This is a genomic window from Pseudomonas sp. HN11, from assembly GCF_021390155.1.
Taxonomy (GTDB): Bacteria; Pseudomonadota; Gammaproteobacteria; order Pseudomonadales; family Pseudomonadaceae; genus Aquipseudomonas.
The window spans coordinates 6,259,254-6,273,117 of the sequence record NZ_CP089985.1 but is presented as its reverse complement, the minus strand read 5'-3'; the positions used below and the strand labels follow the sequence as shown (position 1 = coordinate 6,273,117).

General features: G+C 56.5%; 13 protein-coding genes. 10 read left to right on the top strand and 3 right to left on the bottom strand.

The window, feature by feature from the left end; all coding sequences use genetic code 11:
* Positions 1 to 585 precede the first annotated feature (585 nt).
* From rpmH to mnmE, 5 genes are all read left to right on the top strand, one after another.
* Positions 586 to 720 carry a 50S ribosomal protein L34 gene (gene rpmH, locus LVW35_RS28910; RefSeq protein ID WP_003213577.1) on the top strand — a complete coding sequence of 45 codons (135 nt, stop codon included), beginning with the start codon at positions 586 to 588 and terminating at the stop codon, positions 718 to 720.
* Between the two features lie 16 nt (positions 721 to 736).
* On the top strand, positions 737 to 1,141 hold the full coding sequence (gene rnpA, locus LVW35_RS28905; protein WP_204937165.1) for a ribonuclease P protein component: 405 nt from the start codon (positions 737 to 739) through the stop codon (positions 1,139 to 1,141).
* The gene (yidD, locus tag LVW35_RS28900) at positions 1,134 to 1,379 is read left to right on the top strand and encodes a membrane protein insertion efficiency factor YidD (RefSeq protein WP_003213574.1); all 246 of its coding nucleotides are present in this window, start codon (positions 1,134 to 1,136) and stop codon (positions 1,377 to 1,379) included. The genes rnpA and yidD overlap by 8 nt, the downstream gene beginning before the upstream one ends.
* Positions 1,380 to 1,381: 2 nt before the next feature.
* Positions 1,382 to 3,064 carry a membrane protein insertase YidC gene (gene yidC / locus LVW35_RS28895; protein WP_106119437.1) on the top strand — a complete coding sequence of 561 codons (1,683 nt, stop codon included), beginning with the start codon at positions 1,382 to 1,384 and terminating at the stop codon, positions 3,062 to 3,064.
* Positions 3,065 to 3,143: 79 nt separating this feature from the next.
* Positions 3,144 to 4,514, top strand: a complete 1,371-nt coding sequence (mnmE, locus tag LVW35_RS28890; protein WP_233893074.1) for a tRNA uridine-5-carboxymethylaminomethyl(34) synthesis GTPase MnmE — start codon at positions 3,144 to 3,146, stop codon at positions 4,512 to 4,514.
* A gap of 19 nt (positions 4,515 to 4,533) precedes the next feature.
* Here the strand turns inward: mnmE and LVW35_RS28885 are convergent, their stop codons facing one another.
* The 3 genes from LVW35_RS28885 to LVW35_RS28875 form a co-directional block, all read right to left on the bottom strand.
* Positions 4,534 to 6,972 (bottom strand): TonB-dependent siderophore receptor, encoded by a 2,439-nt coding sequence (locus LVW35_RS28885; protein WP_233893073.1) that lies wholly within the window; start codon positions 6,970 to 6,972, stop codon positions 4,534 to 4,536.
* A gap of 91 nt (positions 6,973 to 7,063) precedes the next feature.
* Positions 7,064 to 7,999: a FecR domain-containing protein gene (locus tag LVW35_RS28880; RefSeq protein WP_233893072.1), complete on the bottom strand. Its 936-nt coding sequence runs from the start codon at positions 7,997 to 7,999 to the stop codon at positions 7,064 to 7,066.
* Entirely contained in the window at positions 7,999 to 8,505 is a 507-nt protein-coding gene (locus LVW35_RS28875; RefSeq protein WP_233893071.1) for a sigma-70 family RNA polymerase sigma factor, read from the bottom strand. The genes LVW35_RS28880 and LVW35_RS28875 overlap by 1 nt, the downstream gene beginning before the upstream one ends.
* 564 nt (positions 8,506 to 9,069) lie before the next feature.
* On the opposite strand from LVW35_RS28875, the gene mnmG reads away from it, so the two are divergent.
* The 5 genes from mnmG (at position 9,070) to LVW35_RS28850 (ending at position 13,857) form a co-directional block, all read left to right on the top strand.
* The gene (mnmG, locus tag LVW35_RS28870; RefSeq protein ID WP_233893070.1) at positions 9,070 to 10,962 is read left to right on the top strand and encodes a tRNA uridine-5-carboxymethylaminomethyl(34) synthesis enzyme MnmG; all 1,893 of its coding nucleotides are present in this window, start codon (positions 9,070 to 9,072) and stop codon (positions 10,960 to 10,962) included.
* On the top strand, positions 10,959 to 11,603 hold the full coding sequence (rsmG, locus tag LVW35_RS28865) for a 16S rRNA (guanine(527)-N(7))-methyltransferase RsmG (RefSeq protein WP_233893069.1): 645 nt from the start codon (positions 10,959 to 10,961) through the stop codon (positions 11,601 to 11,603). Before mnmG ends, rsmG begins: the two co-directional genes overlap by 4 nt.
* 18 nt (positions 11,604 to 11,621) lie before the next feature.
* Entirely contained in the window at positions 11,622 to 12,419 is a 798-nt protein-coding gene (locus LVW35_RS28860) for a ParA family protein (RefSeq protein WP_010207696.1), read from the top strand.
* 9 nt (positions 12,420 to 12,428) lie between these two features.
* Entirely contained in the window at positions 12,429 to 13,301 is an 873-nt protein-coding gene (locus tag LVW35_RS28855; RefSeq protein ID WP_233893068.1) for a ParB/RepB/Spo0J family partition protein, read from the top strand.
* A gap of 148 nt (positions 13,302 to 13,449) precedes the next feature.
* The gene (locus LVW35_RS28850) at positions 13,450 to 13,857 is read left to right on the top strand and encodes a F0F1 ATP synthase subunit I (RefSeq protein WP_010565865.1); all 408 of its coding nucleotides are present in this window, start codon (positions 13,450 to 13,452) and stop codon (positions 13,855 to 13,857) included.
* Positions 13,858 to 13,864 lie beyond the last annotated feature (7 nt).

The following is a 13,864-nucleotide window of genomic DNA, read 5'->3' as shown; positions in this document are numbered from 1 at the left end:
GGATATCCCCTAAGTTGAAAGCCGGTGAGGCAAAAACAGCCGCCATTGTAGCGGCGAGCCGCCCACTTATCCACATGTAGCTTGATCACAGGCCAGCCAAAATCAACGTCTTAACGGTTATAAAGGCGACCAATGGTCTGTGCATAAGCTCTGTGGATAAGCGCCCTTAAGGTCGTTGTACAAATGAGGTCCAAAGTCTGTGGATAACTGACCTGTGGATAACAAGCCATTCCACCCACAGCTTATCCGACAGCGCAGCACAGGCAGAGCACCGTTTCTCCCCCGTGTTGTCATCCTCTGTACACCATGTAGAATATGGCCTTAACGTAGTTATCCACAGATGATTGGCTGCCTAGCTTTTATAAGCTTTACAGAAAAGCTTTAAATAACTTCCTTCTTTATTTTTATATCTATCCCATGACCGGTGGAAGCCTGGCGGACAGAAATGACCGGATGGCCTGTGGAGATCTAATTAAAGGAAAAGCTGGTTGGAAATTGACCTAGAGGCTTGCTTTCACTAGAATCGCCGGTCTCTTAAAACGGGGGCCATTCCGGCCCGTTGTGGACGAACCAGGTAACAACGCCATGAAACGTACTTTCCAACCAAGCACCATCAAACGCGCCCGCACCCACGGCTTCCGTGCTCGCATGGCTACCAAGAACGGCCGTGCTGTCCTGTCGCGTCGCCGCGCCAAAGGTCGTGCGCGTCTGGCAGTTTGATAATCCGGTACTGGTGGTGAGTCAGGACTTCAGTCGGGAAAAGCGTCTGCTAACCCCCCGGCATTTCAAGGCAGTCTTTGACTCCCCCACCGGCAAGGTTCCGGGGAAAAATCTCCTGCTCCTTGCGCGTAACAACGATCTTGATCACCCCCGTCTCGGGTTGGTGATCGGCAAGAAGAGCGTAAAGCTCTCCGTTGAGCGCAATCGCCTCAAGCGTCTGATGCGCGAATCGTTTCGCCTCCACCAGGACACTCTGGTTGGTTGGGATATCGTTATAGTCGCGCGCAAAGGCTTGGGTGACGTAGAAAACCCCGAATTGATTCAGCATTTCGGCAAGCTCTGGAAACGTCTGGCGCGTACCAACAAACCAGCTCCAGCTGCCAACACCGAAACTGTAGGGGTAGACAGCCTTGATGCGTAAACTGGCCCTCGTTCCGATCCAGTTTTATCGCTATGCCATTAGTCCTCTGATGGCCAACCACTGTCGTTTCTACCCCAGTTGTTCCTGCTACGCGTTAGAGGCCATAGAAAATCATGGTCTTCTGCGCGGTGGCTGGCTGACCTTTCGTCGTTTAGGTCGCTGTCATCCGTGGAATCCCGGTGGTTATGACCCGGTTCCACCTATCCCTACCTCCCGTTCTTCTTCGATGGCCGAGTAATCATGGATATTAAACGCACGATCCTGATCGTCGCCCTGGCAATCGTGTCCTACGTCATGGTTCTTAAGTGGAACCAGGACTACGGCCAGGCTGCCCTGCCGACTCAGAATGTTGCTACCAATCAGGCTGCGCCGGCTATTCCGGACACCCCGCTGGGTAACAATGCGTCCGCGAGTGCCGATGTTCCCAGCGCGAATGGCGAGACAAGCGCCCCTTTAGAAACGCCAGTGGTCACCAATAAAGACCTCATCCACGTCAAAACGGATGTGCTCGACCTGGCTATCGACCCACAAGGTGGTGATATCGCGCAGTTGAAATTGCCGCTGTACCCACGTCGCCAAGACCATCCGGATGTTCCGTTCCAGCTGTTCGATAACGGTGGTGAACGTACTTATCTGGCGCAAAGTGGCCTGACCGGCACCAACGGTCCGGATGCTCGTGCTACCGGTCGTCCGGTTTATTCGACCGAACAGAAGACTTATCAACTGGCTGATGGCCAGAACCAGTTGAACGTCGACCTGAAATTCAGCCTCGACGGCGTCAATTACATCAAACGCTTCAGCTTCACCCGGGGTCTGTACGACTTGAAGGTCACTTACCTGATCGACAACGAAAGCGACAAACCCTGGAGCGGCAACCTGTTTGCCCAGCTCAAGCGTGACGCCAGTTCCGATCCTTCTTCCAGCACTGCCACAGGCACCGCGACTTACCTGGGCGCTGCCCTGTGGACGAGTAACGAGCCGTACAAAAAAGTGTCGATGAAAGACATCGACAAGGGCTCGCTGAAAGAAACCGTCCAAGGTGGCTGGGTTGCCTGGTTGCAACACTACTTCGTGACCGCCTGGATCCCGAGCAAGGGTGAAGCGAACCTGGTTCAAACCCGTAAGGACAGCCAGGGTAACTACATCATTGGCTTTACTGGCCCGGCGTTGACCGTCGCGCCAGGTGCCAAGGCTGAAACCAGTGCCACCCTGTATGCCGGTCCGAAAAGCCAGGCCGTGCTGAAAGAGTTGTCCCCAGGTCTGGAATTGACTGTGGATTACGGCTTCCTGTGGTTCATCGCCCAGCCGATTTTCTGGTTGCTGCAACATATCCACAGCATTGTGGGTAACTGGGGTTTCTCGATCATCTTCCTGACCATGCTGATCAAGGGGATTTTCTTCCCTCTCTCGGCAGCCAGCTACAAGTCGATGGCGCGCATGCGTGCCGTGGCTCCGAAACTGGCGGCGCTGAAAGAGCAACATGGCGATGACCGGCAGAAAATGTCGCAGGCCATGATGGAGCTGTACAAGAAAGAGAAGATCAACCCGCTGGGTGGATGCTTGCCGATTCTGGTGCAGATGCCGGTTTTCCTCTCGCTGTACTGGGTACTCCTGGAAAGCGTGGAAATGCGCCAGGCACCGTTCATGCTGTGGATAACTGACCTGTCGATCAAAGACCCGTTCTTTATCCTGCCGATCATCATGGGCGCGACCATGTTTATCCAGCAGCGTCTGAACCCGACTCCGCCGGATCCGATGCAGGCCAAGGTGATGAAAATGATGCCAATCATCTTCACCTTCTTCTTCCTATGGTTCCCTGCGGGTCTGGTGCTGTACTGGGTGGTCAACAACGTGTTGTCGATCTCTCAACAGTGGTACATCACACGTAAAATCGAAGCGGCTACCGCAAAAGCTTCTGCGTAATTTACTCTGTGGATAACCACTCAAGACGCCCCCTAGTGGGGCGTTTTGCTTTCCGTCATTTTAGTTCTGGAACCTGCTGATGAGCGCTCCTCGTGAAACCATCGCTGCTGTCGCTACCGCTCAAGGTCGCGGCGGTGTCGGTATCGTTAGAATTTCCGGGCCGCTCGCAAGCCTTGCAGCCAAGGCTATCAGCGGCCGCGAGTTGAAGCCGCGGTATGCCCATTACGGCCCGTTCCTGGATGCAGACGAAACGGTGCTGGACGAAGGCTTGGCCCTTTATTTCCCTGGGCCCAATTCCTTTACCGGGGAGGATGTCCTGGAATTGCAGGGCCACGGCGGCCCGGTTGTGCTGGATATGTTGCTGCAGCGTTGCCTGCAACTAGGCTGCCGCTTGGCCAGGCCTGGGGAATTCAGCGAACGCGCCTTTCTCAATGACAAGCTCGACCTGGCCCAGGCTGAAGCCATTGCTGATTTGATCGAGGCCAGTTCTGCACAGGCTGCACGCAATGCACTGCGCTCGCTGCAGGGCGCGTTCTCCCTGCGTGTGCATAACCTGACAGAACAACTGATCAGCCTGCGTATTTACGTCGAGGCGGCGATTGATTTTCCCGAGGAAGAAATCGACTTCCTCGCGGATGGCCATGTATTGGCGATGCTCGATAAAGTCCGTGATGAGTTATCCACAGTGCTGCGCGAAGCTGGGCAAGGTGCGCTGCTGCGTGACGGCATGACGGTGGTGATTGCTGGAAGGCCCAATGCAGGCAAATCCAGTCTGTTGAATGCGCTTGCGGGGCGTGAGGCCGCCATCGTCACTGAGATCGCCGGCACCACACGGGATATCCTGCGCGAACATATCCACATCGACGGCATGCCATTGCACGTGGTCGACACGGCCGGTTTGCGCGACACCGATGACCAGGTGGAAAAGATCGGCGTGGAACGCGCGCTCAAGGCCATCGGCGAAGCGGATAGGGTTCTGCTGGTGGTGGATGCGACGGCGCCCGAGGCTGTGGATCCTTTCGCGTTGTGGCCGGAATTCCTTGAGCAACGGCCGGACCCGGCCAAGGTCACTTTGATTCGTAACAAAGCCGACCTGACGGGTGAAGCCATTGCGATGGAAACCAGCGCTGATGGCCATGTCACGATCAGCCTGAGCGCCAAGTCTGCGGGGGAAGGCCTGGAACTGCTGCGCGAGCACCTCAAGGCCTGCATGGGCTATGAGCAGACCTCGGAAAGCAGCTTCAGTGCGCGCCGCCGGCATCTGGAGGCGCTGCGCCATGCGAGCGCAGCCTTGGAACACGGCCGGGCACAGTTGACCTTGGCAGGGGCAGGGGAGCTGCTGGCTGAAGATTTACGTCAGGCACAGCAGCTGTTGGGCGAAATCACCGGGGCATTCAGCTCCGATGATTTGCTGGGGCGGATTTTTTCGAGCTTCTGTATCGGTAAATAGCCAAGTTATCCACAGCGTTCTACCAATTGTAAGACACCGTACCGAGCAAGGTACGGCTGTCACCCCAGTAACAGCGGCCCGCATCGTTGCAACCGGATACATATTCCTTGTCGAACAGGTTTTTAGCGTTCACATCCACTGACCAGTGCTGGTCGATCTGGTAGCCAATGGCCGCATCCACCAAGGTGACGCTACCCGCATCCAGCTTCCCGTAGAGCGTTGGCGCGGTATAGGAAAAGGTGCTGTCGAAATAACGCACACCTCCGCCCAGGGACAAACCTTTGAGTTGGCCATCGAGTAAACGGTACTTACCCCACACCGAGGCCTGGTTACGCGGAACCCCCGTCATCTGACGGCCCTCGACCAGTGAGGTCGCTGAGTCTTTGGTAATTCGCGCATCCGTGTAGGTATAGGCAGCCGTCACGCTCAGGTTGGGCGTGAGATTGCTGTTCACCTCGACTTCCGCACCTTTGGCTCGACTTTCGCCCACCTGGCGGTAACTGTTGGTGGTGGCGTCAAGGTAGGTGTCGTCTTCTTTACGCAGGTCATACACCGACACGGTCATCGCTGTATCCCAGCCGATCGGCTCGTACTTCACGCCCACTTCATATTGGCTGCTGGTGATCGGCTTTAAGGGGGATCCTGCGTTGGAGATCTGCTGCACCGGTACAAAAGCAGTGGAATAGCTGACATACGGCGTCAGGCCATTGTCGAACTGATACATCACTCCGCCCTGGTAAGTGAACTTTCGGTCTTCAGAGCTGGTGTTGCTGGCTTTGTTCACCTTGTCGCGGAAATCGCTGTCGACCCAGTCCTGGCGTCCGCCGAGCAAAAACAGCCAATGGTCATACTTGCTCTGGATCTGCGCATAAACCCCTTTCATCTGCTGTTCGAGCAATGTGTTTTGCACCGCCACCGGAGTCAGCGGATCGCGCAGGTACACCGGGTTATACACATTGATGGTGCCGGCAAACCCCGCGTCCCAATCCTGGTTGAACGAGGTGCGGTCGTAGCTGGCGCCGAACAGCACAGTGTTCTCCAGTCCACCGACCTGGAATTTGCCTTCCAGTTGGTTATCCAGCGAGTAGACCATCGATTTGTTGTAGCGGTCGTAGGCGGTCATGTTCAGCTGAGTGCCGAAGCCGCGGTTATTCAATGCGCTGGGCCAGGTTTCATGGCGGTTGATGCGCGACTGCATGTAGCGTGAGTTCTGACGGAACTGCCAATCGTCGTTGAAACTGTGGCTGAATTCATAGCCGGTGCTCCAGGCTTCGCGCTCGAACGTATTCCAGTCCGGATCGCCAAGCAGGGTGTGCTTGGACAGCTTGCCATTGGGATTTTTGAGCAAGGTACCTGCAGCCGGTAGGCCAAGTTCCAGGTTGGTGTGGTCCTTCTGATAATTGGCCAACAGGGTGAGGGTGTTGTAATCATCGAAATTCAAGGTCAGGGACGGCGCGATGTAGAGGCGATCGTCCGGGACATGATCGGTCTGTGTGTCGGACTTACGACCGAGCATCACCACTCGACCAAGGATATTGCCGCTGTCGTTGAGCGGGCCCGAGATATCCACACCCACCTGGCGTCGGTTATTCGAGCCATATCCCAACTGCACTTCGCCTTGTGGCGTAGCCGTAGGGTGTTTGCTGACCAGGTTGACCAAACCACCAGGGGCATTTTCACCGTAGAGCAGAGAAGAAGGACCACGGAAGATTTCAACACGCTCCAGGCCATAAGGCTCGCTAGTAGTGTCGTACCTATTCCCCTGCACACGTAGGCCATCACGCAGCAGGCCGTAGCCATAGTCCGTGGCATTGAAGCCCCGAATGAAAAACAGGTCACCTGCCAAACCATCGCCGGCGGCGAAGGGGGGCGCGAAGATGCCCGGCACGTAGCCCAGGACTTCAGTCAGGGTCTGGGATTTCTGATCCTTGATACGCTGGCCGGTGACAACCGAGACCGAACGGGGCGTTTCCGACAGAGGCGTGCTGGTCTTGGTGCCGATCCGGCTGCTTTGTGCCTTGTAGCCCACATCCCCAGCAATCTCTTGATTGAAACCACCCTGTTGATAAGTACTGACGGTGGTCGGCGCGAGTGTGAGCTCGCCAGTCGGAGCGGCCTGCAAGATATAACTGCCGGGCGCCTGAACCACTGCTTGTAACCCCGAGTTTTGCAGCAGCATTACAAAACCGTGGTCTACCGAGTAATCACCCTCCAGGCCTGGTGTGCTCAATCGCGCGGTTTGCTGTGGCGAAAAAGACAGGATCACGTTCGCCCTGGCTGCAAATTGGCTCAAGGCACTGTCCAGAGGGCCGGCGTCAATGGCGTAGTGTTGCACCGCGCTGGTGGCCATGACATCTGTGGATAGCAAGACACCGGCAGTGGCAGCCGTGCCGAGCAGGAGGCTATAGGTCATGCCGTGGAGGGAAAGTCGCTGGCGGAACTGGATAGGAAGGCGCATAAGTGGGTTAGCCCTGAAGGTAGCGTCGTGGTTACCTGTAGGGCCGATCCGGGCAAAAAAAAGATAACCCCCTTGTGGATAATTTTTTCGGTCACCCGCTTCGCGTCACCGAAACCCAGTAACGCGTGAAATACCTCACCTGAATCGGCAAAGTCGCCTGCAGGTTGCCCAGTACCGCATCGGTGGAGTCCAGACGGAAGGTCCCGGAAACCCGTAGGCGAGCGGCGGCCAGATCGCATTGCAGGACACCCGGTCTATAGCGGGAAAGTTCGTCGATTACCTCCCCGAGTCGGGCATCCAGCACGATCAACTGACCATCGACCCAGGCAGATTGGGACCCGCTATAGTCGTGGTTCGGTCCCACGTTCTGACGATCAAAGTCGGCACTTTCGCCCGCGACAAGCAGCCTGCCGTGATCAGGCTGATCACCGGGCGACACGCTTACCCGGTCCTCCAGCACCCCGACACGCGTGGTGTTTGGCAGTTGACGCACGGTAAACCGGGTCCCCAGTGCCTGGATTCGGCCCTGGCGGGTGTCGACATAAAAGGGCGTCTGGCCGCCCAGCTTGCCGGTGTGGATAAGTATCTCGCCTTCGCGCAGGCGGATTAAACGCTGGTGCCCGTCGTACATCACATCAATTGCAGTGCTGGTATTAAGATCAACCCGCGTGCCGTCGGCCAATTCAATACGCCGGCGTTCGCCCATGGATGTGCGGTAGTCGGCCCCTACATGGCTGTGTTGCTGAACATTCCAGCCCATATAACCCGCGCCGCCCAGCACGAGCATCCACTTCAATACCTGCCGGCGTTGTTGCGTGGCCGACAAGGCTCGACGGGTGAAGTCCGGGGGCAGGGCGCCAAGGCTGCGCTGCAACTGTTCTATCTGGTTCCATGCAGCCTGATGGGATGGATCGCCGTTGATCCATTGTTGCCAGGCCAGGCGTTCGGCGGCAGTGGGTGGTTGGGATTGAAACCGCACATACCAACTGGCGGCGGCTTCGAAAGTCTTGCGATCGGGTACAGCCATTACAGGCTGGCCATGATCAGCGAACACTCGGTCAATGCTCGGATCATATGCTTCTTCACTGTGGTCAATGACACCTGCAGTTGAGCGGCAATCTGTTGATAAGTCAGCCCCTCAATCTGCGACAGCATGAAGATTCGCCGCGCTCGCTCGCCAAGTCCGTACAAGGCTTTATCCACAGCGACCAAGGTCTCGATGATGATGGCCTTATCTTCTTCACTGATAGCTATGGCTTCAGGCCGGTCGGCCAAGGTTTGCCTGTAGGCCTGCTCGATGGCATGTCGACGGTAGCGATCAATCACCAAGCCACGGGCGACAGTCGCCAGATAGTGGCGTGGTTCAAGAATCTGCGCTGCATGACGCCCGCCCAAAATGCGCACGAACGTATCGTGCGCTACATCGGCCGCATCGCAAGCGTTATGCAACTTACCTTTGAGCCACCCGTGCAGCCAGGAATGGTGTTGCTCGTAGATGTGCTGGACTGCAGCGGTGTGCGAAGGAGGGGACATAAGACATGACAAGATGGGTTAATGATAATCGCTATTATTAACTGCCCTGCGGATTTCTCACAATAGCTCTCTTTTTGCAGTGGCCAGCACTGAGTAGGGGGATTTAGCGGGCTTCGTAGTAGGCGAAATACACACAGATTCACCAATTTCTGTGGACTAAGCCCTGTGAATAACCGCCTCTGTGCCCAGTTGATAACAACGCCTGAAACCTGAGTAAAAACCCATCTGTGGATAATCACCTGTTTAATCCACAGGCTTAAGGCACTTATCCAATCCTCTCATTGGCACATGACCACAGACTTTTGAATCGCTGTACACTTTGTAAATAGAGGCTTTTAGAGATCTATCCACAGAAATCATGCTCAGTAGAAATAAACATAAAAACAAAGATTTAATAAATTTCTCTCTTTTAATTTCTATTGTCTGTGATTCATCCACAGCTGGTTAAATTTTGTGCAAAGGGTTCTTTAGGAGGGGCTAAGTCCCTATACTTGCCGCCAAAGCTGCAAAACTCTTTCAACAGACAATTCCTGATTACCTACATAAGCAGGCACGAGGTGCGTGGTGGATTTCCCTTCCCGTTTTGAAGTGATCGTCATCGGCGGCGGTCATGCCGGTACCGAGGCAGCACTGGCGTCAGCACGTATGGGCGTAAAAACCCTGTTGCTCACGCACAACGTGGAAACTCTCGGTGCCATGAGTTGCAACCCCGCCATTGGTGGGATCGGCAAAAGCCACCTGGTCAAGGAAATCGATGCCCTTGGCGGCGTGATGGCCATGGCTACCGATAAGGGTGGTATTCAATTTCGCGTGCTCAACAGCCGCAAAGGCCCAGCCGTGCGTGCCACTCGGGCTCAAGCCGACCGCATCCTGTACAAGGCTGCGGTGCGCGAAACCCTGGAAAACCAGCCGAATCTGTGGATATTTCAACAAGCGGCGGATGACTTGATCGTCGAGCAAGACCAGGTACGCGGTGTTGTCACGCAAATGGGCCTGCGTTTCTTCGCGCAATCCGTGGTGTTGACCACCGGCACGTTCCTCGGCGGACTTATCCACATCGGTATGCAGAACTACTCCGGTGGCCGTGCCGGTGATCCACCGTCGATTGCCTTGGCAAAACGCCTGCGTGAATTGCCGCTGCGTGTCGGCCGCCTGAAAACCGGGACCCCGCCACGTATCGACGGGCGTTCTGTGGATTTCTCAGTGATGACAGAGCAAGCTGGCGATACACCGATCCCGGTGATGTCGTTCATGGGCTCCAAAGAACAGCACCCCAAACAGGTCAGTTGCTGGATCACCCACACCAATGCCCGCACCCACGAAATCATCGCCGCGAACCTCGACCGTTCGCCGATGTATTCCGGCGTGATCGAAGGTATCGGCCCACGTTATTGCCCGTCGATCGAAGACAAGATCCACCGCTTTGCCGACAAGGAAAGCCATCAGGTCTTTATCGAGCCCGAAGGCTTGACCACCCATGAGCTGTACCCGAACGGCATTTCCACTTCGCTGCCGTTCGATGTGCAGATCCAGATCGTGCAGTCGATCCGCGGCATGGAAAACGCGCACATCGTGCGTCCGGGCTACGCCATCGAATACGACTACTTCGACCCGCGTGACCTGAAGTACAGCCTGGAAACCAAAGTGATTGGTGGTCTGTTCTTCGCTGGCCAAATCAACGGCACCACCGGTTACGAAGAAGCCGGGGCCCAAGGTTTGCTGGCTGGAACCAACGCAGCACTGCGCGCACAGGGCAAAGACAGCTGGTGCCCGCGTCGTGACGAAGCGTACATCGGCGTATTGGTCGATGACCTGATTACCCTGGGCACCCAGGAACCGTACCGGATGTTCACGTCCCGTGCGGAATACCGTTTGATCCTGCGCGAAGACAACGCCGACCTGCGTCTGACCGAAAAAGGTCGCGAACTCGGTCTGGTCGATGATGTGCGTTGGGAAGCCTTCTGCAAAAAACGAGAAAGCATTGCGTTGGAAGAACAGCGTCTGAAAAGCACCTGGGTCCGGCCGTGCACCGAACAAGGCGACGCGATCGCTGAAAAATTCGGCACGCCGCTGACCCATGAATACAACTTGCTGAACCTGCTGTCCCGTCCGGAAATCGACTACGCTGGTCTGGTCGAAGTGACTGGCCAAGGCGCGGAAGACCCACAGGTCGCCGAGCAGGTCGAAATCAGGACCAAATACGCCGGTTATATTGACCGCCAACAGGACGAGATCGCTCGACTGCGCGCCAGCGAAGATACCAAGCTGCCTGCGGATATCGATTACACCAGGATTTCGGGGCTGTCGAAAGAAATCCAAAGCAAGCTGGGGATAACTCGGCCGGAAACCCTGGGCCAGGCTTCACGTATCCCAGGCGTCACCCCGGCGGCGATATCGCTGTTGATGATTCATTTGAAAAAACGCGGCGCCGGCCGTCAGTTGGAGCAAAGCGCTTGAGTTCGTTGGTCACCACGCAACACGCCGAAGAGTTATCCACAGGCGCACGCCAGTTGGGCGTCGACCTGACCCCGGTCCAGCACGAATTGCTGCTGGGCTATCTGGCCTTGTTAATCAAATGGAACAAGGCTTACAACCTGACAGCGGTGCGTGATCCCGACGAAATGGTCTCCCGTCACTTGCTCGACAGTTTGAGCGTGATGCCATTCATCGAAAATGGCCGTTGGTTGGACGTGGGCAGTGGCGGCGGCATGCCTGGCATTCCGTTGGCCATCCTGTTTCCCGAGTCCCAAGTAACCTGCCTGGACAGCAACGGCAAAAAGACCCGTTTCCTGACCCAGGTCAAACTCGAACTCAAGTTGGATAACCTGCAGGTTATCCACAGTCGCGTCGAAGCCTTCACGCCTGAACAGCCTTTCAACGGAATTGTTTCCAGGGCGTTCAGCAGCATGGAGAACTTCAGCAACTGGACCCGCCACCTCGGCGGCCGCGATACCCGCTGGCTGGCAATGAAGGGCGTCCATCCAAGCGACGAGCTGTTAGCATTGCCGCCAGACTTCCACCTCGATAGCGAACACGCCTTGGCCGTACCCGGTTGCCAAGGCCAACGCCATCTGCTGATACTGCGCCGCACGGCATGATTGGGAACACAAGCAAGAATGGCTAAGGTATTCGCGATAGCGAACCAGAAAGGTGGCGTGGGCAAAACCACCACCTGCATCAACCTCGCAGCATCCCTGGTCGCTACCAAGCGCCGGGTGCTGTTGATCGATCTCGATCCACAGGGCAACGCCACCATGGGTAGCGGTGTGGATAAACACGGCCTGGAAAACTCGGTCTACGACTTGCTGATTGGCGAGTGCGACCTGGCCCAGGCCATGCACTACTCCGAACACGGTGGTTATCAACTGCTGCCGGCCAACCGCGATTTGACCGCGGCGGAAGTGGTGCTGCTGGAAATGCAGATGAAAGAAAGCCGTCTGCGCAGCGCCCTGGCGCCGATCCGTGAGAATTACGACTACATTTTGATCGACTGCCCGCCGTCACTGTCGATGCTGACCTTGAACGCGCTGGTGGCCGCCGATGGGGTGATTATCCCCATGCAGTGCGAGTACTACGCGTTGGAAGGTCTGAGCGACCTTGTGGATAACATCAAGCGCATCGCCGAGTTGCTCAACCCGAACTTGCAGATCGAAGGCCTGTTGCGGACCATGTTCGATCCGCGCCTGAGCCTGATGAACGATGTGTCGGCGCAGCTCAAGGAACACTTCGGTGACCAGCTGTACGACACGGTGATCCCGCGCAACATCCGTTTGGCCGAAGCGCCAAGCTATGGCATGCCGGCCCTGGCCTACGACAAACAATCCCGTGGCGCCATTGCCTACCTGGCGCTGGCTGGCGAGATGGTTCGTCGCCAACGCCGCAACTCACGCACCGCTGCTGCCCAGCCAACTTAAGGAATCCCCATGGCCGTCAAGAAACGAGGTCTCGGACGTGGACTGGATGCACTGTTGAGTGGTCCGACCGTCACATCGCTTGAAGAACAAGCGGTGCAGGCCGACGAGCGCGAGTTGCAACACCTGCCGCTGGACTTGATCCAGCGCGGAAAATACCAGCCACGCCGGGACATGGACCCCCAGGCGCTGGAAGAACTGGCCAACTCGATCAAGGCCCAGGGCGTGATGCAGCCGATCGTGGTGCGCCCGATTGGCGGCGGCCGCTTTGAGATCATCGCCGGTGAGCGCCGGTGGCGCGCAAGCCAGCAGGCCGGTAAGGAAACCATCCCGGCGATGGTACGCGACGTGCCGGATGAAACCGCCATCGCCATGGCGTTGATCGAGAACATCCAGCGCGAAGACCTCAATCCGATCGAAGAAGCGATCGCCCTGCAGCGTTTGCAACAGGAATTCCAGCTGACTCAGCAACAAGTGGCCGAGGCGGTGGGTAAATCCCGCGTGACGGTTTCCAACTTGCTGCGCCTGATCGCGCTGCCGGAAGTCATCAAGACCATGCTGTCCCACGGCGACCTGGAAATGGGTCACGCCCGTGCTTTGCTCGGTTTGCCGGAAAATCAACAGGTTGAAGGGGCGCGACACGTTGTCGCACGAGGTCTTACCGTACGCCAGACCGAGGCGCTGGTTCGCCAGTGGCTCAGCGGCAAACCTGCGCCGGTGGAAACCGCCAAAGTTGATCCGGACATCGCGCGGCTTGAGCAGCGCCTGGCCGAGCGGCTGGGCTCTGCGGTGCAAATTCGCCATGGCAAGAAAGGCAAAGGGCAATTGGTGATCGGTTATAACTCGCTCGATGAGCTTCAGGGCGTCCTTGCCCACATCCGCTGAAACATTTGCTTATGTAGCGTGTGATCGGAAATCACTACCCGACAGTTGAATAGGGGCAGAACCGCCCCTATACTCTGCGCGCATTTTGTCGGCACAAATTATGCCAAGTTATTGATTTCCGGCAGCCGACCATTGAGGAGCAAGAGTGATGGAAACCCGCACGCCAAACACGTTGCCGTTCCATCGCTTGGCCGTTTTTCCGGTTTTATTGGCTCAGTTTGTCATTTTGCTGATCGCCGCATTGGCGCTTTGGTATTGGCATGGAGTCGTTGCCGGATATTCAGGACTTTGCGGAGGCCTGATAGCCTTGCTGCCCAATATGTATTTTGCTCACAGGGCCTTTCGGTTTTCCGGCGCCCGAGCAGCCCAGGCTATTGTCCGGTCATTTTATGCCGGCGAGGCAGGGAAACTGATTTTGACGGCAGTGCTGTTTGCACTGACCTTTGCAGGTGTGAAGCCATTGGCGCCGCTGGCTGTATTCGGTGTCTTCGTGTTGACCCAACTGGTCAGCTGGTTCGCTCCCCTGCTAATGAAAACAAGACTTTCGAAACCTTAGGGCGTTT